The organism is Pseudomonas sp. A-1, assembly GCF_004801855.1.
GTDB lineage: Bacteria > Pseudomonadota > Gammaproteobacteria > Pseudomonadales > Pseudomonadaceae > Geopseudomonas.
Genome location: NZ_SSTC01000031.1, coordinates 13,196 through 36,288, shown reverse-complemented (window position 1 = coordinate 36,288; position 23,093 = coordinate 13,196). Strand labels below are relative to the sequence as shown.

22 protein-coding genes are annotated in these 23,093 nt (G+C 66.4%); 10 read left to right on the top strand and 12 right to left on the bottom strand.

Annotation, left to right across the window (positions count from 1 at the left end; genetic code table 11):
• Positions 1-11 precede the first annotated feature (11 nt).
• The 5 genes from E5198_RS09310 to E5198_RS09290 are packed head-to-tail and all read left to right on the top strand — an operon-like array spanning position 12 to position 5,127.
• Positions 12-1,766 (top strand): carbamoyltransferase, encoded by a 1,755-nt coding sequence (locus E5198_RS09310; RefSeq protein ID WP_136489717.1) that lies wholly within the window; start codon positions 12-14, stop codon positions 1,764-1,766.
• A complete protein-coding gene (locus E5198_RS09305; RefSeq protein ID WP_136489716.1) occupies positions 1,753-2,658 on the top strand; it encodes a glycosyltransferase family 2 protein in 906 nt (301 codons plus the stop codon). Before E5198_RS09310 ends, E5198_RS09305 begins: the two co-directional genes overlap by 14 nt.
• Positions 2,659-2,660: 2 nt before the next feature.
• Positions 2,661-3,629: a glycosyltransferase gene (locus E5198_RS09300; protein WP_136489715.1), complete on the top strand. Its 969-nt coding sequence runs from the start codon at positions 2,661-2,663 to the stop codon at positions 3,627-3,629.
• Positions 3,629-4,504, top strand: coding sequence for a glycosyltransferase (locus E5198_RS09295; protein WP_136489714.1), 876 nt, complete (start codon positions 3,629-3,631; stop codon positions 4,502-4,504). Before E5198_RS09300 ends, E5198_RS09295 begins: the two co-directional genes overlap by 1 nt.
• A 53-nt stretch (positions 4,505-4,557) precedes the next feature.
• Positions 4,558-5,127, top strand: coding sequence for a DapH/DapD/GlmU-related protein (locus E5198_RS09290; protein ID WP_136489713.1), 570 nt, complete (start codon positions 4,558-4,560; stop codon positions 5,125-5,127).
• A 38-nt stretch (positions 5,128-5,165) separates the two neighbouring features.
• Here E5198_RS09290 and E5198_RS09285 read toward each other — a convergent pair whose 3' ends face one another.
• From E5198_RS09285 to rfbB, 11 genes are read right to left on the bottom strand one after another with little or no spacing between them, the layout of a single operon-like run.
• A complete protein-coding gene (locus tag E5198_RS09285; RefSeq protein ID WP_136489712.1) occupies positions 5,166-6,269 on the bottom strand; it encodes a DegT/DnrJ/EryC1/StrS aminotransferase family protein in 1,104 nt (367 codons plus the stop codon).
• Positions 6,266-6,730 (bottom strand): acyltransferase, encoded by a 465-nt coding sequence (locus E5198_RS09280; RefSeq protein ID WP_136489711.1) that lies wholly within the window; start codon positions 6,728-6,730, stop codon positions 6,266-6,268. Before E5198_RS09280 ends, E5198_RS09285 begins: the two co-directional genes overlap by 4 nt.
• Entirely contained in the window at positions 6,723-7,127 is a 405-nt protein-coding gene (locus E5198_RS09275) for an FdtA/QdtA family cupin domain-containing protein (RefSeq protein WP_178084058.1), read from the bottom strand. The genes E5198_RS09280 and E5198_RS09275 overlap by 8 nt, the downstream gene beginning before the upstream one ends.
• Positions 7,124-7,999, bottom strand: coding sequence for a glucose-1-phosphate thymidylyltransferase RfbA (rfbA, locus tag E5198_RS09270; protein WP_136489710.1), 876 nt, complete (start codon positions 7,997-7,999; stop codon positions 7,124-7,126). The genes E5198_RS09275 and rfbA overlap by 4 nt, the downstream gene beginning before the upstream one ends.
• Positions 7,999-8,943, bottom strand: coding sequence for an alpha-1,2-fucosyltransferase (locus tag E5198_RS09265; protein ID WP_136489709.1), 945 nt, complete (start codon positions 8,941-8,943; stop codon positions 7,999-8,001). Before E5198_RS09265 ends, rfbA begins: the two co-directional genes overlap by 1 nt.
• A gap of 15 nt (positions 8,944-8,958) precedes the next feature.
• Complete coding sequence (locus E5198_RS09260; protein ID WP_136489708.1) at positions 8,959-10,374, bottom strand: mannose-1-phosphate guanylyltransferase/mannose-6-phosphate isomerase; 1,416 nt, start codon at positions 10,372-10,374, stop codon at positions 8,959-8,961.
• 25 nt (positions 10,375-10,399) lie between these two features.
• Entirely contained in the window at positions 10,400-10,870 is a 471-nt protein-coding gene (locus E5198_RS09255) for a GDP-mannose mannosyl hydrolase (protein WP_136489707.1), read from the bottom strand.
• Positions 10,871-10,873: 3 nt separating this feature from the next.
• The gene (locus tag E5198_RS09250; RefSeq protein ID WP_136489706.1) at positions 10,874-12,037 is read right to left on the bottom strand and encodes a DegT/DnrJ/EryC1/StrS aminotransferase family protein; all 1,164 of its coding nucleotides are present in this window, start codon (positions 12,035-12,037) and stop codon (positions 10,874-10,876) included.
• Between the two features lies 1 nt (position 12,038).
• On the bottom strand, positions 12,039-12,965 hold the full coding sequence (locus E5198_RS09245) for a GDP-L-fucose synthase (RefSeq protein ID WP_136489705.1): 927 nt from the start codon (positions 12,963-12,965) through the stop codon (positions 12,039-12,041).
• Between the two features lie 18 nt (positions 12,966-12,983).
• Positions 12,984-14,102: a GDP-mannose 4,6-dehydratase gene (gene gmd, locus E5198_RS09240; RefSeq protein ID WP_136489704.1), complete on the bottom strand. Its 1,119-nt coding sequence runs from the start codon at positions 14,100-14,102 to the stop codon at positions 12,984-12,986.
• Positions 14,099-15,163, bottom strand: a complete 1,065-nt coding sequence (gene rfbB / locus E5198_RS09235; RefSeq protein ID WP_136489703.1) for a dTDP-glucose 4,6-dehydratase — start codon at positions 15,161-15,163, stop codon at positions 14,099-14,101. Before rfbB ends, gmd begins: the two co-directional genes overlap by 4 nt.
• Before the next feature lie 231 nt (positions 15,164-15,394).
• Between rfbB and E5198_RS09230 the strand changes: the two genes are divergently transcribed.
• Together E5198_RS09230 and E5198_RS09225 are read left to right on the top strand one after the other, a co-directional pair.
• Entirely contained in the window at positions 15,395-17,407 is a 2,013-nt protein-coding gene (locus E5198_RS09230; protein WP_256659018.1) for an acyltransferase family protein, read from the top strand.
• 32 nt (positions 17,408-17,439) lie between these two features.
• Positions 17,440-18,087, top strand: coding sequence for an acyltransferase (locus E5198_RS09225; protein WP_136489702.1), 648 nt, complete (start codon positions 17,440-17,442; stop codon positions 18,085-18,087).
• Positions 18,088-18,093: 6 nt separating this feature from the next.
• Here E5198_RS09225 and E5198_RS09220 read toward each other — a convergent pair whose 3' ends face one another.
• Positions 18,094-18,708, bottom strand: a complete 615-nt coding sequence (locus E5198_RS09220; RefSeq protein ID WP_136489701.1) for a lipopolysaccharide kinase InaA family protein — start codon at positions 18,706-18,708, stop codon at positions 18,094-18,096.
• Between the two features lie 34 nt (positions 18,709-18,742).
• Between E5198_RS09220 and msbA the strand changes: the two genes are divergently transcribed.
• The 3 genes from msbA (at position 18,743) to E5198_RS09205 (ending at position 23,076) form a co-directional block, all read left to right on the top strand.
• A complete protein-coding gene (gene msbA / locus E5198_RS09215) occupies positions 18,743-20,521 on the top strand; it encodes a lipid A export permease/ATP-binding protein MsbA (RefSeq protein WP_136489700.1) in 1,779 nt (592 codons plus the stop codon).
• 85 nt (positions 20,522-20,606) lie between these two features.
• Entirely contained in the window at positions 20,607-22,031 is a 1,425-nt protein-coding gene (gene hldE, locus E5198_RS09210) for a bifunctional D-glycero-beta-D-manno-heptose-7-phosphate kinase/D-glycero-beta-D-manno-heptose 1-phosphate adenylyltransferase HldE (RefSeq protein WP_136489699.1), read from the top strand.
• 115 nt (positions 22,032-22,146) lie between these two features.
• A complete protein-coding gene (locus E5198_RS09205; protein WP_136489698.1) occupies positions 22,147-23,076 on the top strand; it encodes a ketoacyl-ACP synthase III in 930 nt (309 codons plus the stop codon).
• Positions 23,077-23,093: the final 17 nt, after the last annotated feature.

Below are 23,093 nucleotides of genomic sequence, written 5' to 3'. Positions count from 1 at the left end.
GGGATACATCTGTGGCTCTGACCGTCCTCGGCCTTTCCGGCGCCCTCAGCCATGACCCGTCCGCGGCGCTGTACATCGACGGCAAGCTGATCGCCGCCGTCGAAGAAGAGCGTTTCGTGCGCGACAAGCACGCGAAGAACCGCATGCCCTACGAGTCGGCCAAGTTCTGCCTGGAACAGGCCGGGATCAGGCCGGAAGACGTCGATGTGGTGGCCATTCCCTTCGCGCCGATCAGCCTCTTCGACAAGGCCCGCTGGCAGTACGCCAAGCGCTACGCCTACGCCCCGGACCGGGCGCTGGACGCCATCCTGTTCGGCAACCGCCGCTACCACCGCTACAAGAAGCGCATCCAGTGGTGCCTGCAGCAGCTCGGCTTCGACCTCAAGAAGGTCAAGATCGAGCCGGTCGAGCACCACCTGGCCCATGCCTCCAGCGCCTACCACTGCTCCGGCTTCACCGAGAAGACCGCGATCATGGGCATCGACGGCAAGGGCGAGTACGCCACCACCTTCTTCGGCTGGGGCGAGAACGGCAAGATCCACAAGATCAAGGAGTTCTACGATCCGGATTCGCTGGGCGGCCTGTACGGCGCGATCACCGAATACCTCGGCTTCGAGATGCTCGACGGCGAGTTCAAGGTGATGGGCATGGCGCCCTACGGCGACGCTGCCAAGTACGACTTCTCGCGGCTGGCCAAGTTCGAGAACGGCGAGCTGGTGATCAACACCGAGTACGCCAACGTCATCGGCTTCCGCCGCTACAAGGAGAACGGCAAGGGCTACTACTTCTCGCCCAAGCTGATCGAGTGGCTGGGCCCGAAGCGCGAGGGCGACATCGCCGACGACCCCTACATCCATTACGCCGCCGCCATGCAGGCACTGTTCGAGAAGCTGGCGCTGGAGATGATGGACTTCTACCTGGGCGACATCATCCGCGAAACCGGCAAGATCGCCTTCGCCGGCGGCTGCGCGCTGAACGTCAAGCTCAACCAGAAGATCATCGCCCGCGACGAGGTCAGGGAGCTGTTCGTGCAGCCGGCCTCCGGCGACGCCGGCACCGCGGTGGGCGCCGCCGCCTACGTTTCGGTGGCCCGCGGCGTGCCGGTGGAGAAGATGGAGCACGTCTACCTCGGCCCGGCCTACTCCAACGAGGACGTGATCGCCGCCTGCGCCCGCCATCCCAACGCGCCGAAGTGGCAGCGCATCGACGACACCGCCCGGCGCATCGCTCGGATCATGGCCGACGGCAACCCGGTGGCCTGGTTCCAGGGCCGCATGGAGTTCGGTCCGCGCGCCCTCGGTGGCCGTTCGATCATCGGCTGCCCGAGCGTGCCGGGCGTCGCCGACCGCATCAACGAACAGATCAAGTTCCGCGAGCGCTGGAGGCCGTTCTGCCCGTCCATGCTGGATACCGTGGCGCCGCAGATGCTCAAGGTCGACCACCCCAGCCCGTTCATGACCTTCACCTTCGAGGTCAACGAGGAGTGGAAGGAGCGCGTGCCGGAAGTGGTCCACGAGGACGGCACCTCGCGCGCCCAGGTGCTCGAGCGCCGGCACAATCCGCGCTGGTACGAGCTGATGCTGGAGCTGGAGAAGCTCACCGGCAACGGCGTGTCGCTGAACACCTCGCTGAACCGCCGCGGCGAGCCGATGGTCTGCTCGCCGACCGATGCGCTGAACATGTTCTACGGTTCGGACCTGCGCTACCTGATCATGGAGGACGTGCTGGTGGTCAAGGACGGGATGGACTGGTATGACGCCGTCTGAGACGCTGATCAGCGTCGTCATTCCGGCCTACAACTATGCCCACCTGCTGCCCCGTGCGCTGGACTCGGTGCTGGGACAGCTCGCTGACGACGTCGAGCTGATCGTCGTCGACGACGGCTCGCGCGACAACACCACCGAGGTGCTGGCTGGCTATGCCGCGCGCCATCCGCAGTTGCGGGCGATCCACCAGGCCAATGCCGGGCCTGCCGCGGCGCGCAACCGCGGCATCCGCGAGGCGGCCGGCCGCTATGTGCTGCTGCTGGATGCGGACGACGAGTTACTGCCCGAGGCGCTGGCGCAACTGCGCCACGCCGTGGCAGCCCGGCCTGATGCCGGCATGTTTCTCGGCGCGCAGGTCTCGGTGTTCGCCGACGGCCGCGAGCGTTTGCGCCAGCCCACGCCGGTGCCCGCGCTCGCACCGCCGGAGCTGATAGCTCGCTACCTGTTGCAGAAGCGCATAGCCATATCCCACTGCTGCTCGCTGTTCCGGCGCGATCTGCTGCTGCAGCGCCCCTATCCGGAAAGCCTGCGCAAGGGGGAGGACATCGCCGTGTTCGCCTACCTGCTGGTGAGTGCGCCGGTGGTCACCGTCGCTCAGCCGCTGGCACGGATCCACAAGCATGACGACAGCCTGCGGCACAATCGCGACCGTGAGGAGGAGAATGCCCTCGGCATCGTCCGCGAGGTGTTCGCCAGCCTGCCGGCCGAGTGCCAGCCGCTGCGCCGTCGCTATACCGCCCAGCGTTATCTGTCGCTGTTTCGCATCGCCCAGGCCGACCGCGATCCTGCGGCGGCCCGGCGCTTCTACGCGTGCGCGCTGCGCCTGAGTCCGCTGCAGGCCCTGCGCTGGGGCTACCTGCGCAAGGCGTTGCGACTGTTGGTGAGGAGGTGAGCGTGCGAGTGTTGGTCCTGACCGCCGAGCCGCGGCTGCCGGATTTCAAGTCCCTGTATGCGAGCCTGGCCAGCCATCTGGAAGTCGATCTGCGCATCCTGCAGAAGGAGCAGCAGCGCGACCTGAAGAGCTACCTGCGGCAGATTCCCCTGGCCGGTTACGAGCGCATCCTGCTCGATCTGCCGTTCAAGAACGTCTACCGGCAGACCCGCCTGCTGGCGCGCCTGCCGCATCTCACGATCTACGAGCAGGACGCCTGCCAGAACTACCTGGACAGTTCGCGCTGGAAGGGCAAGTTCAGTCGTTTCTACCGGCGACTGCCTGGCGCACGCATCGTGGTGACCGGGGCGTCGGTCGCTCGCCGGCTGGCCGCCGAAGGGTTCGATGCCACCTTCATTCCCAAGGCCTACGATCCGCAGGATGTGTTCCTCGAGGAGCGGGGGCCGCGCGATATCGAGCTGGGCTTCATCGGGCGGACGTCCAGCGGCGCCTATGCGGGCCGCAAGGCCCTGCTCGACAGCCTGGCGGCATGCGAGCCGCTGCAGTTGCTGCGCAGCGAGCCCGGCGACGCCTACCGCCATCTGCTCAACCGCATCCGCTTTTTCGTCAGCGCCGATGTCGGTCTGAACGAGTACATGGCCAAGAACTTCGAGGCCATGGCCTGCGGCTGCGTCCTGCTGGCCTGGCGCCAGGGCGAGGAGGAGCAGGCGATCGGTCTGGAGGAGGGGCGGCACCTGCTGCTCTATTCGTCCCTCGATGAATTGCGCGCGCATCTGGAGCGGCTGCGGAGCGATCCGGCACTGGCCGAGCGCATCGCTCTGGAGGGGCGGCAGTTCGTCGAGAGCCGGCTCGGCTTTCCCGCGCTGGCCGCCCGCCTGGCCGATGAGTTGCGCAGGCCCAGGCCGGCACGGCCTGTCGCGCCGTCGCGCTGGGCGTGGCTGCGCGCATTGCTCAAGGGGGGGAATGCCTAGTGCGGCAAGCAACGGATGATCCGCTGGTGACGGTGATAGTGCCGTCCTACAACCATGCTCCCTACGTCGAGGCCTGTATCGAGAGCATCCTCGGGCAGACCTACCCGAACATCGAACTGCTGGTGATCGACGACGGCTCGACGGACGACAGTGTCGAGCGGATCCGACGCTTGCAGGAGCGGCATGGTTTCGATTTCCGGGTGCAGCGCAACCAGGGGTTGCTGAGCACGCTGAACGACGCCTTGCAGCGTGCCCGCGGCGTCTATTTCGCGCCCTTTGCCTCCGACGACGTGATGCTCCCCGAGCGCATCGAGCGCCAGGTGCGCCACCTGCAGGCGCACCCCGAGGTGGCGATCTGTGCCGGCAACGTGCAGGCGATCGATCCCGAGGGGCGCCTCGTCGGCAAGCCGCGCTCCTCCGGAGCGACGCGGCGCCTGGATTTCGACAGCCTCTTCCTGGGGACCCAGGACGGCGCACCGGCGCCCACGCTGCTGCTGCGCCGCGATGTCGCCCTGGCGGTGGGCGGCTACGATCCGTCGATCCGCATCGAGGATCTGACCATGCAGCTCAAGATGGCGAGGGCGGGATACTTCGTGGACGTGCTCGGCGATGTGCTGGCGCTCTACCGCACTCACCCGGAGAACATGCACAGGAACCTGCGCTTCATGCTCGACGAGGGGCTGAAGATCTATGCGCTGTTCGCCGACCACCCGGCCTACCGGCGGGTATGCATGGCGCATCGCAATTCCATCCTGCTCAAGGCGGCGAAGCTGGACAAGCCGCTGGCCTGGGAAATTCTCCGGCAGATCCCACCGGCGCACTGGACGCGCAAGACCCTGCGCGCGCTGTTGCGTCTCCTGCTGGCGCGCCGCTGACCGGCGTGTCCGGCGTCACGCGTGTTGTTCGACGTTGAGTTGACGAGGTCGGAATGAAGATATTGAAGTGGTACCAGCGCCTGCGTATCTGGTTTTATCGCCGCCTGTCGACCAACCGGCCGCATCTGCAGGGCTGCAAGATGCGCCAGCCGCTGATGTGTGCCGGCAAGGGGCGCATAGCCCTGCAGGGCGTGCAGCTCGGCTACTGGCCTTCGCCCGGCTTTCTCAATGGCTGCATCTACATCGAGGCGCGCGAGGCGAGCGCGCAGGTCAGCATCGGGGCGGGGACCATTCTCAACAACAATGCGGCGATCATCGCCGAGAAAGGGCGTATCGATATCGGCCGCAACTGCCTGATCGGCCGCAACTTCAGCGTGGTCGACTCCGACTTCCATGGCCTGAGTGTGGCCGAGCGGCGCTCGGGCGTGCACTCGACGGCGGATGTGCGCATCGAGGACGAGGTGTTCATCGGCAACGACGTGACCCTGCTCAAGGGAGTTTCCGTCGGCTACGGCGCGGTGATCGGCAGTGGTGCGGTGGTGGTGCGCGATGTTGAGGCGAACGCGGTATACGCGGGCAATCCGGCTCGACTGATTCGTCGTCTGGACGAGCCGGATCGCTAGACCGGGCCTGCAGGGACGAGCCCTGCAGGCCGGGGGCTTCAGGCGCGGAACGCGTTGACGCTGCGGATGACCTGCTCGGCCTCCTCGAGGCTCAGCGTCGGCCCCATGGGCAGGCTCAGCACTTCCCGATGCATGGCTTCGGTCAGCGGCAGCTCGAGGGGGCCCCAGGCGCGATAGGCCTGCTGGTGGTGCGGCGGGATCGGATAGTGGATGAGCGTCTGGATGCCCTGATCGGCAAGGTGGCGCTGCAGGGCTTCGCGTTCGCCACAGCGGACCACGAACAGATGCCAGACGTGTTGCTCCTCCACCGCGCAGTCCGGTAGCCGGATGGCCGGGTTGTCGATGCCCTGGCGATACAGGCGGGCGATCAGCCGGCGATGCTCGGTCTGGGCATCCAGGTGCTTGAGCTTGACCCGGAGCAGGGCGGCCTGGATCTCGTCGAGGCGACTGTTCACGCCCTGGTAGAGGTTCTTGTACTTCTCGTGCGAGCCGTAGTTGCGCAGGGCGCGCAGGGTCTGCGCCAGCTCGTCGTCGCTGGTGGTGATGGCGCCGGCATCGCCCAGGGCGCCGAGGTTCTTGCCCGGATAGAAGCTGAAGCCCGAGGCATGCCCCCAGTTGCCGGCCCTGCGGCCGCTCAGGCTGGCGCCATGGGCCTGGGCGGAGTCCTCCAGCAGCAGCAGGCCATGCTCTTCGGCGATGCCCTGCAGGGCCGGCATGTCGGCCAGTTGCCCGTACAGGTGAACGGCGAGGATGGCGCGGGTTTTCGCGGTGATGGCGGCGCGGGTCCGCTGCGGGCAGAGGTTGTAGCTGCCGGCATCCGGCTCGACCAGGACCGGGGTCAGGCGATTCTCGGTGATGGCCAGGATGCTGGCGATGTAGGTGTTGGCGGGGACGATGATCTCGTCGCCTTCCTTGAGCTTGCCCAGTTCCTTCCAGGCGCGCAGGGTCAGGGTCAGGGCATCCAGGCCGTTCGCCACGCCGATGCAGTGTCCGCTGCCGCAGTAGGTGGCGAACTCGGTCTCGAAGCGGGAAAGCTCCTGCCCGGCGATGTACCAGCCCGAGTCGATGACCCGGGTGCAGGCCTCGATCAGTTCCTCGCGGCAGGTGGCATTGATTTTCTGCAGATCCAGGAAACTGATCATTGCTCGATGTACCTGATGATTCTGGCCGGGTTGCCGACAACCACGGCGTTGTCCGGAACGTCCCTGGTCACCACGGCCCCGGCCCCGACCATGGCATTGCAGCCGATGGTGATGCCTGGCAGCAGGGTGGCGTTCGCGCCGATGCTGGCGCCCTTTTTCACGGTGATGCCGGCGAAGCTGTCGGGGTAGACCTTGGAGCGCGGCAGGGGATCGTTGGTGAAGGTCGCGTTGGGGCCGACGAAGACGTTGTCCTCGATGCGCGTGCCGTCCCACAGGAACACGCCGGATTTTATCGTGACGTTGTCGCCGACGATCACGTCGCCTTCGATCAGCGTGTGCGCGCAGATGTTGCAGTTCGCGCCGATGCGGGCTCCCGCCAGCACGACGCTGTACTGCCATATCCGGGTGTCCTTGCCGATGCTGGCAGTCTGGACGTCGGAAAGGGGATGGATCTTAGGCATTTCGCGTCAGCTCCAGGAAGGCGGGGTAGCTTCTGATGTAGTCGGATTCGTCGTAGTGGTCGCTGGCGAGGACGAGCAGCACGCAGTCGCTGCTGAAGTCGTGCATCTCGTGCCAGATCATCCGGCTGATGCGGATCGCCTTGTCGGGGGCGTCGAGCCAGACCTCTTCCCGGCTGACGCCGTCGTCCATGAGCATGCGGCAGCGGCCGGACACGCAGATGGCGATCTGTTCCAGCTGCCGGTGGGCATGGAAGCCGCGGGAGATTCCCGTCACCGTATCGGTCAGGTAGTAGACCCGCTTGATGTCGAAGGGGATGTTCCTTCCGCCTTCGAGTGCGACCAGCTTGCCGCGCTCGTCGCCCATCACCTTGAGTTCGATCAGCTCGGTCAGGCTCACTTGCTGTTCTCCCGGGCGATGGACAGAAGGTACTGGCCGTAGCTGCTCTTGCTCAGGGAGTGGCCGATGCGCTGCAGTTCCTCGACGCTGAGCCAGCCATTATGAAAGGCGATCTCTTCCAGGCAGGCGATCTTGTAGCCCTGGCGCTTCTCGATGGTTTCCACGAAGTGCGCCGCCTCCAGCAGGCTTTCATGGGTGCCGGTATCCAGCCAGGCGAAGCCGCGGCCGAGCAGTTCGACGTTGAGACTGCCGCGCTGCAGGTAGACCTGGTTGATGCTGGTGATCTCCAGTTCGCCGCGCGCCGAGGGCTTGACCTGCCTGGCGATCTCCACCACCTGGTTGTCGTAGAAGTACAGGCCGGTGACGGCGAAGTTCGATTTCGGGGCGTGCGGTTTTTCCTCGATCGAAATGGCGCGCCTGTCGGCGTCGAACTCGACCACGCCGAAGCGCTCGGGGTCCTTGACCTGATAGCCGAACACGGTGGCGCCGCTACTGCGCTGGGCCGCCTTGCGCAGCATGGGACTGAAGCCCTGGCCGTAGAAGATGTTGTCGCCGAGCACCAGGCACACCGAGTCGTCGCCGATGAACTCCTCGCCGATGATGAAGGCCTGGGCGAGACCTTCGGGGCTGGGTTGCACGGCGTAGCTCAGCCTCACGCCGAACTCGCTGCCGTCGCCGAGCAGGCGCTGGAAGCTGCCTATGTCATCGGGGGTGCTGATCAGCAGGATGTCGCGAATGCCTGCCAGCATCAGCACCGAGAGCGGATAGTAGACCATCGGCTTGTCGTAGATCGGCAGCAACTGCTTGGACACGCCCTTGGTGATGGGGTAGAGCCGGGTGCCGGAGCCGCCCGCCAGGATTATTCCTTTCATCAGAGGAAGACCCACTCTCGAGGTAGTTGGGACAGCTGCATCGCGTTGATTCTCTCGTCGGTAACCCATTGCCGAGGGGTTATCACGATCTTGTCCGGGTTGTCGTTGGCCCAGGCCGACAGCGCACTGAAGCCGCTGTTGGCGGTGATGTTGTGGGCGCACCTGCCGAGCAGGTGGAAGTCCTCGTAGTTCTTCAGGTTCTCGACGAAGACGCTGTCCGCCGGCAGGAACTGCGCGAGGTTCTCCCGGGACCAGGCGATATCGTCGGAGAACACGAAGAAGCGCGGCGCCCGGGTGTGTCTCGTCACGTGCTCGACCGCACTCCGGTAGTATTGCAGGGAGCAGGAGCCATGGAACTTGGCGTTCTCGGGGATGGACACGAAGTCGCCGCGGCGCACGTGCAGCGAAGTGGCGTTGGCGGCCGCCGCGATCTCGTCGGCGAGGGCGGTCGCCTGTGCGGAAAGCATCCTGGGCGTGAACTCGCGGACCAGCGGCCCCCGCAGGTGGTCGAACAGTGCCGATCCCATGCCCCATTCACCGTAGATGTAGGCATCCTTGCCGGTGTCGATGCCGGAGAAGAAGTTCGCGCTGGAGGACTTGGTGATGTCTGCCTTGTAGATCGTGTGGCCGAACAGCTTGCGCAGCAGCTTCTCCGGCGACTCGCTCCTTGGCGTGCCGAATGTCCCGGCGATGCCTTCGGCGATCCTGAAGCCGATGTAGTTGGGCAGCCCCTTGGCGCGGGCGATTTCCGCCTCGCTGGCCAGGCGCGCCTTGATCTGCAGTTTGTCCAGCTCGAAGTTGAACTGGGTTTCGCGCTTCTTCGGCCCCACATAGTTGGAGATGTCGAGCAGCAGCTCGCTGCCGGACAGTTCGGCCAGGGCTCGGCCCACGGCGTACTTGTGCAGTTGGCTGGCGAGTCCGCCTACCAGTTTGACGACTACCACAATCTTCTCCCAGGGCTACTGCCGCCCGTACTTGTCTTGCAACCGGACAATGTCATCCTCGCCCAGATACGAACCCGACTGGACCTCGATCAGTTCGAGGGGGATCTTCCCGGGGTTCTCCAGAGTGTGAACCTGGCCGATCGGGATGTAGGTCGACTGGTTCTCGGTGACCAGGTAGGTCTGCTCGCCGTTGGTGACCCTGGCGGTTCCGCTGACGACTATCCAGTGTTCGGCCCGGTGGTGGTGCATCTGCAGCGACAGCTTGGCGCCGGGTTTGACGGTGATGCGCTTCACCTGATAACGGCTGCCTCTGTCGATGGCGTCGTACATGCCCCATGGCCGATAGACCTCGCGGTGGTCGATGTGCTCGTGGCGTGCGTCGCGCTTGAGCTGGTCGACGATCCGCTTGACGTCCTGGACCTGGTCCTTGTGGGCGACCAGCACGGCGTCCTTGGTTTCGACGATCACCAGGTTCTCGACGCCCACGGTAGCCACCAGGCGACTGTCGGCATGGATGTAGGTGTCATGGGTGTTCTGGGCCAGCACGTCGCCCAGCAGCACGTTGCCCTCGCCGTCCTTGGGACTGACGTCCCACAGCGCCGACCAGGAGCCGATGTCGCTCCAGCCGGCATCCAGCGGCACCATCGCCGCGGCGGCGGTCTTCTCCATCACGGCATAGTCGATGGAGTCCTCGGGGCATGCGGCGAAGGCCTCGCGGTCGAGGCGGGTGAAGTGCAGGTCCCGGGTGCTGCCGGCCAGCGCGGCGCGACAGGCGGCCAGCATGGCCGGCTGGAAGCGCTCGAGTTCCTCCAGGTAGCGGCTGGCGCGGAACATGAACATGCCGCTGTTCCAGAAGTAGCGGCCGCTGGCGAGGTAGCTGCGGGCGGTGGCCAGGTCGGGCTTCTCGACGAAGCGGGTGACGGCGAAACCGCCCTCGCCGACGGGGGCGCCCTGCTCGATGTAGCCGTAGCCGGTTTCCGGGTGACCGGGCACGATGCCGAAGGTCACCAGCCTGCCGGCGGCCGCCAGCGGAAGGGCGGTCCGGATGCTGGCGTGGAAGGCCGGTACGTCGCGGATCAGATGGTCGGCGGCCAGCACCAGCAGGATGGGGTCTTCCGCTTCAGCTTCGGCGACGGCCTGCAGGGCAGCCAGGGCGATGGCCGGGGCGGTGTTGCGGCCGACCGGCTCCAGCAGGATGCCGGCTTCCTCCATGCCGAGCTGGCGCAGCTGCTCGGCGGCGATGAAGCGATGCTGCTCGTTGCAGATCAGTCGCGGCAGCGCCGCGTCCAGTCCCTGCAGGCGCTGGATGGTGGCCTGCAGCATCGACAGGTCCCGGTCGGCCAGCGGGAGGAACTGCTTGGGATTGAGCTGGCGCGACAACGGCCACAGGCGCGAGCCGGAGCCGCCAGCCATGATCACCGGGAATATCATCTCATCGATCCTCTGGAGCCATCGCTCAGTCGAGCGCTGGTAGATAGGCGCGGGTGTAGGCATGCACCTCGGCGCTGTCCTGCATCTCGCGCACGCTCCACCAGCGGTAGCGGTCATGCTGGTCGGCGGGCGGGGCGAGCTGCAGGCTGGCCGGCAGGTTCAGGCCGTAGCACAGGACCACGTAATGGGTGTCCGGTGCCTCTCCGGCTGCGCCGAACATGCTGTCAGCATAGAAGTGCTCGTGGACGTTCAGGAATTGCGCCTGCCCGCGTTCGAAGGCGTGCCCCAGTTCGGCCAGGGTCAGTCGACGAAAGGCCGCGTCCAGGCTTTCATTCTTCAGCACGCGGCCGCCGGGAACGAACCAGAATCCCTGGGCGGGCCGGTTGCGACGCCTGCCGAGGAGGATCCGGCCTTGCGCATCCCGGATCAGCAGGTCGATCGAGAGCAGCGGCGTGCTCTCGACGATGGTCCGGAACCTTTCCTGTTCGAGCAGCATGGGCTATGCGCTGCAGATCGAGTGGAGAAGCTCGATCTGGGCGGCGATGTCGTAGTGGTGGTTGCCGACGAAGAAGCCATGGCTGTCGACCCGGTTGGCGTTGGCCAGTTCGCCGTGGATGCTGTAGTCGAACCACTGCATGACCTCGTTCTTGGCGAAGTTGCCGCCGACGACGGGGCGGAACTCGACGCCGGCGGCGCTCAGTCGCTGCAGCAGCTCCGCCCTCGACAACGGTGCCTCGTCCTTCAGGATCAGCGAGAAGCCGAACCAGCTGCTGGCGCCGGTTTCCTGCTGGATGCGCAGCCAGGGGTGCTGCTCGAACAGGTCCTGGAAGCGTGCCGCGTTGCGGCGACGGGCCGCGATCATCTCCGGCAGTTTCCGGAGCTGCTCCTGGCCGATGGCGCCGCTCATCTCGAGGGGGCGAAGGTTGTAGCCGGGCAGGACGAAGCGGAACGACTCCTCGAAGGGGTTGTCGCTCTTGTCGCTGCACACCCGGTTGACCTTCGGCAGGTTGCGGGTCCAGCCGTGGGCGCGCAGGCAGAGCAGGATGTGGTACAGCTCCTCGTCGTCGGTGACCACCAGGCCGCCTTCCATGGTGGAGATGTGGTGGCTGAAGAAGCTGCTGAAGGTGCCCATCGCGCCGAAGGTGCCGGCCTGCTTGCCGTCGAGCAGTGCGCCCATCGACTCGCAATTGTCCTCCAGCAGGACGATGTCGCGCTCGCCGATGATGCTCTTGATCGCCGAAAAGTCGTTGGGGTTGCCGAGCAGGTTCACGGTCAGGATCGCCCGGGTGTTCGCGCCGATGGCGCCCCGCAACTGCTCGAGGTCCATGTTGAGCGTATCGAGGTCGATGTCCACGAACTTCAGCTTCAGGCCGTACTGCTGGAGCGGGTAGTAGGTGGTGCTCCACGAGACGGCGGGAACTATGACCTCGTCGCCGGCCTTCAGCGGGTTTTCCTTGCGGAAGAACAGGGCGCCGATCATCGCGAGGTTGGCCGAGGAGCCGGAGTTGACCATCACGGCGTAGCGGCTGCCCACCCAGGCGGCGAACTGCTGTTCGAACTTGGCAACCTCCTGCCCCATCGAGAACATGCCGGAGTCGATAACTCGCTGGATGGCGGAGTACTCCGCCTCATCCCAGGTGGTGCTTGCAAGAGGGTAATTCATTTTATCGGCCATGCAGGGTGTCAAGATAGAATTCGTAGGTTTTGCGGATGCCGTCTTCCAGGGCGGTTTCCGCCTGCCAGCCCCAGGCACGGGCCCTGTTCACGTCGGTCAGCTTGCGCTTCATGCCCACCGGCCGGTCCAGGTCGTGGGTGAACGAGCCGGAATAGCCGATCACCGCGGCGGCGGCGGCGTAATACTCGTTCACGCTGTAGTCGCTGCCCAGCCCGATGTTCATGGTCGCCGGCGTCGACTGCGGGTCCGGCAGGGCCTTGAGGATGGCGCCGGCGAGGTCGCCGGCGTAGAGGAACTCGCGGCGGGCGGTGCCGTCGCCCCATATTTCCACGCTGGGCTCGCCGTTCACCCTGGCCTGATGGACCTTGTGGATGATGGCCGGAATCAGGTGCGACCAGCGCGGGTCGAACTTGTCGTGCCGGCCGTAGAGGTTGCAGGGGATCAGCGTCCTGTAGCCGAGGCGCGGGTTCTCCCGGCGCAGGAACTCGGCCAGGCGGGCGACGGTGATCTTGGCCAGGGCATAGCCTTCGTTGGTCGGCTCCAGCGGGCCGCCGAGAACATCTTCCTCCCTGAGGGCATCGTCGCGATCGCGCGGGTACATGCACGAGCTGCCCAGATTGATCAGGTTGCCGATGCCGACCTCGGCGGCGGCGAGCAGGACGTTGCGCCCCATGTCGAGGTTGGCGACCAGGAACTGCACCGGCTCGAGGATGTTGGCCTGGATGCCGCCGACCTTGCCGGCGGCATGGATGATGGCGTCGGGCTGGCGTCTGTCCAGGTAGGCGCGCGTCGCCCTGTAGTCGGTCAGGTCCAGTTCGCCGTGGCCGGGGGTCAGCCACTCGTGCTGCAGGGCATCCCGGTGCTCCAGGATGTTGCGCCCCACCATGCCGGAACTGCCCGTAAGTAGAATCTTCATGTGTTTCGGGTCGCCCACTCAGTGCTCGACGCTGGCCACGATGTCGTGACCGTGCGACTTCAGCAGGGATTGCCTCTGGGCGGTCTTGAGGTCTTCGCGGACCATCTCGGCGCACATTTCCTGAACGGTGATTTCCGGGACCCAGCCGAGCTTCTGCTTGGCCTTGCCCGGGTCGCCCAGCAGGGTTTCCACCTCGGCGGGACGGAAGTAGCGGGGGTCGACGCGCACGATCACGTCGCCCACCTTGAGCGCCGGCGCCTTGTCGCCCTCGATGTGCGCCACGATGGCCCGCTCGTCGACGCCCTGGCCTTCGAAGCGCAGCGTCAGCCCCAGCTCGGCGGCCGACCAGCGGATGAACTCGCGCACCGAGTACTGCACCCCGGTGGCGATCACGAAGTCCTCCGGCTGCTCCTGCTGCAGCATCAGCCACTGCATGCGCACGTAGTCCTTGGCGTGCCCCCAGTCGCGCAGGGCGTCCAGGTTGCCCAGATACAGGCAGGGCTCCAGGCCCTGGGCGATGTTGGCCAGGCCGCGGGTGATCTTGCGGGTCACGAAGGTTTCGCCGCGACGCGGCGACTCGTGGTTGAACAGGATGCCGTTGCAGGCATACATGCCGTAGGCCTCGCGGTAGTTCACGGTGATCCAGTAGGCGTACAGCTTGGCCACGGCATAGGGCGAGCGTGGATAGAAGGGGGTGGTTTCCTTCTGCGGGATCTCCTGGACCAGGCCATACAGTTCCGAGGTGGAGGCCTGGTAGAAGCGGGTCTTCTTCTCCAGGCCGAGCAGGCGGATGGCCTCCAGCAGGCGCAGGGTGCCCATGGCGTCGACATCGGCAGTGTATTCCGGCGACTCGAAACTCACCGCCACGTGCGACTGGGCGCCGAGGTTGTAGACCTCGTCGGGCTGCACTTCCTGGATGATGCGGGTGAGGTTGGAGGAGTCGGTCAGGTCGCCGTAGTGGAGAATGAATCTCTGGTTGTCGACATGCGGGTCCTGATAGATGTGGTCCACCCGCTGGGTGTTGAAGGAGGAGGCGCGCCGCTTGATGCCGTGGACCTCGTAGCCCTTCTCCAGCAGGAATTCCGCCAGGTAGGAACCGTCTTGGCCGGTGATGCCGGTGATGAGAGCTTTTTTCATGATTTCGTAGTCAAGTGTTCGCTTCGGTGATCGTCGGCCAGCACATGGTTGCACCAGTCGAGATTGTTCAGGTACCAGGCGACGGTCTTGCGCAGGCCGGACTCGAAGGTCTCTTCGGGCGTCCAATGCAGTTCGCGCTGGATCTTGCCGGCATCTATGGCATAGCGTCGGTCATGGCCGGGGCGGTCGGTGACGAAGGTGATCAGCTCGCGATAGCTGGCGATGCCCTGCGGCTTCCCGGGGGCCAGCTCTTCGAGCAGGTCGCAGATCGTCTCGACCACCTCCAGGTTGCGCTTCTCGTTGTGGCCGCCGACATTGTAGGTCTCGCCGACCCTGCCGTGGGTAATCACCTCGATCAGTGCGCGCGCGTGATCCTCGACGTACAGCCAGTCGCGGATCTGCGCCCCGTCGCCATACACCGGCAGCGGCTTGCCGCGCAGGGCGTTGAGGATCATGTGCGGGATCAGCTTCTCGGGGTAATGGTAGGGGCCGTAGTTGTTCGAGCAGTTGGTGATCAGCACCGGCAGCCCGTAGGTGCGATGCCAGGCGCGCACCAGGTGGTCGGAGCTGGCCTTGGACGCGGAGTAGGGCGAACTGGGGGCGTAGGGCGTCTGTTCGGTGAACAGCGCGGTGGTGTCGTCGAGATCGCCATACACCTCGTCGGTGGAGATGTGGTGGAAGCGGAAGGCCTCCCGGCGGGGTTCGGGCAGTGCCTGCCAGTACTGGCGTGCGACTTCCAGCAGGGTGTAGGTGCCGACGATGTTGGTCTGGATGAACTCGGCCGGACCGTCGATGGAGCGGTCGACGTGCGACTCGGCCGCGAGGTGCATCAGCACGTCCGGCTGCTGTTCGCGGAAGACCCGTTCGACTTCGGCGCGATCGCAGATGTCCACCTTCTCGAAGACGTAGCGCTCGCTGGCAGCGATCTCGGCGAGCGACTCCAGGTTGCCGGCATAGGTCAGCTTGTCGAGGTTGACCACGTGGTGATCGGTGCGGAGGATCAGACGCCGAATGAGCGCCGAGCCGATGAAGCCGGCGCCGCCGGTGACGAGGATTTTCATGAGGGCGTGGCCCGCTGGCTGTTGAGGTGGGCTGAAAGGCAGCTGGGTCCGTGCCGGCCGCCTGCGATGCTGGTCGCAGGATAATTACCCGCAATCGGGGCGGCAACACTCAGGCGCATCCTGTTCGATAGCCGAATGCTATGATGCCGCCAATTTTTCTGGGGTTCCGCGTCGTCATGCCGCCCACCGCGGAGGTGTGCAGGCCGTGTGCGGCGGGTATGGAGGGGGTGCGTGGTGAGGGGTTCTGCAGCGAGTGCGGCGGCTGACGGCTTCCGTACCGATATCAACGGCCTGCGCGCGTGGGCCGTGGTGGCCGTGGTGCTCTACCACTTCGGCGTGCCGGGGTTCGGCGGGGGCTTCGTCGGCGTCGACGTGTTCTTCGTGATTTCCGGCTTCCTGATGGCCGGCATCGTCGTCGGCGGGCTGGACAGGGGCGGCTTCAGTCTGCCCGGCTTCTATCTGGCGCGGGCCCGGCGGATCCTCCCCGCGCTGCTGGTCCTGGTGGCCGTCGTCCTGGTGGCCGGCTGGTTCCTGCTGATGACCAGCGACTATCAGATGCTGGGGCGCCATGCCCGCGAGAGCGTGCTGTTCAGCTCGAACCTGCGCTATCTCGACGAGTCCGGCTATTTCGACGCGGCCTCCCACGACAAGTGGCTGCTGCATACCTGGTCGCTGTCGGTCGAGTGGCAGTTCTACCTGCTCTACCCGCTGGTCCTGCTGCTGCTCGCGCGCTGCTGGCCGCAGCGGCGGGGGATACTCGCCGCTCATCTGCTGGCCCTGCTGGCCTCCTTCGCCGTCTGCGTGTTCCTCACCTTCAGCGAGCCCAGTCAGGCTTTCTACCTGTTGCAGTCCCGGGCCTGGGAGTTGCTGCTGGGGGGCTGCGTGTACCTGCTGGGCACCCGGCAAGGGCTGTCGTCGCGCTGGCGGGGGCTGCTCGAGGGCGGCGGCATCCTCCTGATCGCGGCGAGCATCGCGCTGATCGATGCCAGCCTGGCCTGGCCCGGCTTCCTCGCCCTGCTGCCGACGCTGGGGGCGGCCGCGGTCCTGCTGGCGTGCCGCAGCGGTTCGCCCTGGACCGCCAGCGTCGTCGCCCAGTGGCTGGGTACCCGTTCCTATTCCATCTACCTCTGGCACTGGCCGCTGGTGGTCGGGCTGGTCTACTTCTACCGCCAGGACGATCCCGCCTGGATCGGCGCCGGCCTGCTCGCTTCGCTGCTGCTGGGCCATCTCTCCTATGTGGCGGTCGAGGTGCCGGCACGGCGCTGGCTGGCGAGGCGCAACAGCCTGCGCAACGCCGCCTGGCTGATCGGCTGCCTGGTCGTCGTGGCGGTTTCCGCCCAGTTGGTGCGGCGCAGCGGCTTCCCCGAGCGGCTGCCCAGCGAGGTGGCCAAGGTCGAGAGCGAGCGCCAGAATCGCAATCCCCGCCTGAAGGAGTGCCTGAGGTTTGATGCCGCCTGCACCTACGGGGGCGATCAGGTGCGTGCGCTGGTGATCGGCGACAGTCATGCCGATGCCCTGGTGAGCGCCGTGGCCGATGCCCTGCCGGATGCGCGCCAGGGGGTGTACTTCAAGGGCGAGAGCGGCTGCCTGTTCGTCTACGGCGCGCGCTGGGCGGGCAAGGGCGAGCGTGTGGACTGCAAGCAGCTGCTGGAGGAAGTCGCGTCCCGACTGGACGGCCTGTATCCGGGCATGCCGCTGTTCCTGATCAACCGCACCACCTCCTACATCAGGGGCGAGCTGCCGGGGGCGGATGGCAAGCCGCTGCCGCCGATGGTCTATTTCTCGCGGAAGGTGGAGCAGCCCGACGCCGAGTATTTCGCCGAGTTCCGCCAGCACTACCTGGACACCATGTGTCGTCTGGCCGACCATCATCCGCTCTATCTGCTGCGCCCGGTACCGGAAATGCACGTCGAGGTCCCCAAGGCCATGGGGCGCGCCCTGCTGCGTGGCCGCGTGGAGGAGATCCGCATTTCCCGCGAGGAATACCGGCAGCGGCATGCCGAGGTCTGGGCCGTCCAGGACGAGGTGGCCGAGCGCTGCGGGGCGAAGATCCTCGATCCGCTGCCCTACCTGTGCGACGCCCAGTACTGCTACGGCAGCAAGGACGGCATGCCGCTGTATGTCGACGACGACCACCTGAGCGAATATGGCAACCGCCTGCTGCTGCCGATGTTCGCGCAGGTGTTCGCCGCTGCCCCGGCGGTATCCACTGCGCCCGCCATGCCCGAGGCCGGCGGGCGATGAGCCCGTCCCTTCAACCGAGCAAGAGGCTTTCCATGCTGCAACGCCTGGCCCTGAAACTGCGCAATCTGGCTTACAAGAACCGCCGCCTCCTCAAGCCCGGCAACCGGCTGGAGCTGCCCGAGAGCAGCGAGCGCAACCTGAAGAAAACCACCATCAAGCTGCGTGGCAGCAACAATCGGCTGGTGATCGGCGAGAACGTCACCCTGACCCATTGTGAGATCCGTCTGGATGGTGCGGACAATCTCATCGAGATCGGCGACAACGTGCGCTTCAGCAGCGGCAAGATCTACCTGGTCGGCACTCGCGGCCAGCACATCCGCATCGGCAGCGAGACCACGGTGGAGGGGGCCTACCTGCTGGTGGACGAGGCGGCGAGCATCGACATCGGCAGGGATTGCATGCTGTCCACAGACATCATCATCCGCACCGGCGACAAGCACTCGATCCTCGACGTGCACAGCGGCGAGCGTCTCAACCGTTCGCGCGACGTCCGCATCGCCGACCGGGTGTGGATCGGGCGGGACGTTGTGGTGCTCAAGGGGACGGTGCTGCATCCGGAAACCGTGGTGGCGACCCGCTCGCTGGTCAGCCGCGCCTTCGACGAGGGCAATTGCGTGGTCGCCGGGGTACCGGCCAAGGTGGTCAAGCGCGATACCTGCTGGGATCGCCGGATGCTGTGAGCCGCCTCAGGCGGCGTGGCCTGCGGCGCGGCGATAGGCCCCGAGCATGGCCTCCCACGGGAAGTCGTCGATCCGGTTGCGGCGCAGATAACCGCGCAGATGCGCCAGGTTGCGCCGCACCAGCCGGTCGCTCAGCGGTCCGCGGCGGAAGCGGATGTCGAGAAAGTCGATCAGCCCGAAGCCGCCTTCGGGCAGGCGCAGCACGTTGCCCAAGTGCAGCGAGCGGAAATAGATGCCGCGCCGGTGCAGTTGGTGGACGAAGGCGGCGAACTCCGGCAGCAGCGCCTCGAAGCGGCGGCGGTCCTCCCGGTACAGCTGCTCCAGCGATTCCCCCGGCAGCGGGCTGTACAGGCAGGCGCTGACGGCCTGCCCGCGATCCAGCCAGAAGCACTCGCCCATCTGCGGCACGGGTATCCGGCAGGCCTGGAGGCGGTTCGCATTGGCGACAAAGCGCCGGGCCGGCGGCAGCAGGCGGGCCAGCCACAGGCGCCGCCGCGGGCGGAACACCTTGAGCAGTTGGCCGTCCGCCAGGCGGATCACCTTCGGGCCGCGCCCGTCCTGCTCCAGCACCTTGCCCTGGGCGAGCCACTGCTGCCATTCGTTCGCTGTTACAATCCGCATCCGTTTTCTCTAGCCAGTCACAAGAGGCCACGCCATGGCCGGTTCCGCCGGGCAATCCGATCTGAAGGTCTATCTGCGTCTGCTGAAATACGTGCTGCCCTACTGGGGAGTGTTCGCGCTCAGCGTAGTCGGCTTCCTGCTGTTCGCATCCAGCCAGCCGATGCTGGCGCACATGCTCAAGTATTTCCTCGACGGCCTGCAGAACCCCGACGGTGCCGAGTTGCTGGGCATCTCGATGATGCTGGGCGTGCCGCTGGCGATTGTACTCATTGCCGTCTACCAGGGCATAGGTTCGTTCCTCGGCAACTACTTCCTGGCCAAGGTCGCCCGCGGCGTGGTGCACGACCTGCGCTGCACCCTGTTCGACAACCTGCTGACCCTGCCCAACCGCTACTACGACAGCCACAACTCGGGCCACCTGATCTCGCGCATCACCTTCAACGTGACCATGGTCACCAGCGCGGTCACCGACGCGATCAAGGTGGTGATTCGCGAGGGGATGACGGTGATCTTCCTGTTCGGCTACCTGCTGTGGATGAACTGGAAGCTGACGCTGGTGCTGGTGGCCATCCTGCCGCTGATCGCGCTGATGGTGTCGATGGCCAGCAAGAAGTTCCGCAAGCAGAGCCGGAAGATCCAGGAGGCCATGGGCGACGTGACCCATATCGCCTCGGAAACCATCCAGGGCTACCGCGTGGTGCGCAGCTTCGGCGGCGAGGCCTACGAGCAGGCGCGCTTCCTGCGCGCCAGCCAGGACGACATGCGCCGGGCGATGAGCATGATCCGCACCCAGGCCATCTACACGCCGACCCTGCAACTGGTCATCTACACGGGGATGGCGGTCCTCATGTACATGGTGCTGTTCCTGCGCGGCGACGCCACGGCCGGCGAGCTGATCGCCTACATCACCGCTGCCGGCCTGCTGCCCAAGCCGATCCGCCAGCTGTCCGAGGTCAGCCCCAATATCCAGAAGGGCCTGGCGGCGGCCGACAGCATCTTCGAGCAGCTCGACGAGCCGGCGGAGATCGACCGCGGCGCCGTGGAGCGCGAGCGGGTCAGCGGCCGCCTCGAGGTGAAGCACCTCAGCTTCGTCTATCCGGGAACCGACAAGCAGGTGCTGCACGACATCAGCTTCAGCGTCGAGCCGGGGCAGATGGTCGCCCTGGTCGGCCGCTCCGGCAGCGGCAAGTCGACCCTCGCCAACCTGATTCCGCGCTTCTACCACCACAGCGAGGGTCAGATCCTCCTCGACGGCGTGGAGGTCGAGGAGTACCGCCTGCGCAACCTGCGCCGGCACATCGCCCTGGTGACCCAGCAGGTGACCCTGTTCAACGACAGCGTGGCCAGCAACATCGCCTACGGCGACCTGGCCGGTGCGCCGCGGGAAGCCATCGAGCAGGCCGCTGCCGATGCCTATGCCAGGGAGTTCATCGACAAGCTGCCGCAGGGCTTCGATACCGAGGTCGGCGAGAACGGCGTGCTGCTCTCCGGCGGCCAGCGCCAGCGCCTGGCGATCGCCCGTGCCCTGCTCAAGGATGCGCCGCTGCTGATCCTCGACGAGGCCACCTCGGCGCTCGACACCGAGTCCGAGCGGCATATCCAGGCGGCGCTGGACCGGGTCATGCAGGGGCGTACCACCCTGGTGATCGCCCACCGGCTGTCCACCATCGAGAAGGCCGACCTGATCCTGGTGATGGACCAGGGGCGCATCGTCGAGCGCGGCAGCCATGCCGAGCTGCTGGCCCAGGGTGGTCACTATGCCCGCCTGCACGCCATGGGGCTGGACGAGGAAGGGGGCGCCGGCATCGCCTGAGCGCTGCGGCAGGCGGGAAGCATCCGCAAACCTCGACGCGGCGGCATGCTATGATCCCTGCCGTTTTCCTCGTCCCGGAGCCCCCATGAAGCTGTCCATGCCCCGTTTCGATCAGGCCCCCGTGCTGGTGGTCGGTGATGTCATGCTCGACCGCTACTGGCATGGCGCGACCAACCGCATCTCGCCGGAGGCGCCGGTGCCGGTGGTCAAGGTCGAGCAGGTCGAGGACCGCCCGGGCGGCGCGGCCAACGTCGCGCTGAACATCGCCGCGCTCGGCGCGCCGGCCTGGCTGGTCGGCGTCACCGGGCAGGACGAGGCGGCCGACAGCCTGGCCGCGCGCCTGCAGGCCGCCGGGGTGGCCGCGCACTTCCAGCGCCTCGCCGCGCAGCCGACCATCGTCAAGCTGCGGGTGATGAGCCGTCATCAGCAGCTGCTGCGCCTCGACTTCGAGGAGCCCTTCGCCACCGACGCCGACGCCCTGCTCGGCGAGGTGGCGGCGCTGCTCGACCGGGTCAAGGTGGTGATCCTCTCCGACTACGGCAAGGGGGCGCTGAAGAACCATCAGGCGCTGATCCAGGCCGCCCGTGCCCGCAACCTGCCGGTGCTGGCCGACCCCAAGGGCAGGGACTTCGCCATCTACCGCGGCGCCAGCCTGATCACGCCGAATCTCGCCGAGTTCGAGGCGGTGGTCGGCCGCTGCGCCGACGAGGCCGAGCTGGTGGCCAAGGGCCTCGCGCTGCTCGCCGAGCTGCAGCTGGGCGCGCTGCTGGTGACCCGCGGCGAGCATGGCATGACCCTGCTGCGCCAGGGGCAGCCGGCCCTGCACCTGCCGGCGCGCGCGCGCGAGGTGTTCGACGTCACCGGCGCCGGCGATACCGTGATCTCCACCCTGGCCACCGCGCTGGCCGCTGGCGAGGAGCTGCCGCAGGCGGTGGCGCTGGCCAACCTGGCCGCCAGCATCGTGGTCGGCAAGCTCGGCACCGCCACCGTCAGCGCTCCGGAACTGCGTCGCGCGGTGCAGCGCGAGCAGGGCGCAGGTCGCGGGGTGATGACCCTCGACCAGCTGCTGCCGGCCATCGAGGACGCCCGCGCCCACGGCGAGAAGGTGGTGTTCACCAACGGCTGCTTCGATATCCTCCATGCCGGCCATGTCGCCTACCTCGAGCAGGCCCGCGCCCTCGGCGACCGCCTGATCGTGGCGATCAACGACGACGCCTCGGTGACCCGCCTCAAGGGGCCGGGACGGCCGATCAACAGCGTCGACCGGCGCATGGCGGTGCTCGCCGGCCTCGGGGCGGTGGACTGGGTGGTCAGCTTCAGCGAGGACACGCCCGAGGCGCTGCTCGAGAAGGTGCGCCCGGACGTGCTGGTCAAGGGCGGCGACTACGGCCTCGACCAGGTGGTGGGCGCCGGCATCGTGCAGACGTATGGTGGTGACGTGAAGGTGCTTAACTTCGTCGATAGTTGCTCGACCACGGCAATCGTCGAGAAGATTCGCGAACGCTCGTGAGGCAGGCGGCTGGCAGCGCCTGTCACCTGCTCCAGGTTAACGCCCGGTCTGCCGGGCCTCGGTCAGCTCCCCGGCGAGAGAGCTGGCGTGATCAGTTCAATGGTGGAAAGCACAGATGATCGGAATAAAAAGTATCGCCAGCTACATCCCGGCGGGCCGCATCGACAACATCGCCCAGGCCGCGTCCTTCGACCGCGACGAGGCGTTCGTCGCGAGCAAGATCGGCACTGCCACGCTTTCCGTGAAGGATGCCGCCGAGGAAACCTCGGATCTGTGTGCCGCCGCCGTGCGCAACCTGCTGGCCAAGAACCCCGAGCTGCGCCTCGAGGATGTCCAGGCGCTGATCGTTGTGACCCAGAACGGCGACGGCGAAGGCCTGCCGCACACCTCGGCCATCGCCCAGCACAAGATCGGCCTGCCGACCGGCGTCGCCTGCTTCGACGTGTCGCTCGGCTGCTCGGGCTTCGTCTACGGCCTCTACGCGATCAAGGGCTTCATGGAAGCCACCGGGCTGAAGAACGGCATCCTGGTCACCGCCGATCCCTACTCGAAGATCATGGACCGCAGCGACCGCATGACCACCCTGCTGTTCGGCGATGCCGCCACCGCCACCTGGATCGGCGAGGATCCGGTCTGGGAGCTGGGTCCGGCGCGCTTCGGCACCGACGGCAGCGGCGCCGACCACCTGATCGTGCGCGACGGCTGCTTCCACATGAACGGCCGCCAGGTGTTCAACTTCGCCAGCCTGAAGATCATCCCGCACATGCAGGAGGTGCTCGAGGAGGCCGGCCTGAGCCTGGACAGCGTGGATGCCTACTGCCTGCACCAGGGCAGCGGCGCGATCGTCGATGCCATCGCCAAGAGACTAGGCGAGAATGGTGACAGAGTCGTGAAGGACATGTTCGGCGCCGGCAACACCGTGTCCTCGACCATTCCGCTGCTGATGGAGCGCTATGCCTTCGAAGGCTCGGCGTGGAAGAACCTGGTGATGAGCGGCTTCGGCGTTGGCCTGTCCTGGGGTTCGGCGGTGCTGCTGCGTCGCTGATCGTCGCGGGTTGCGGC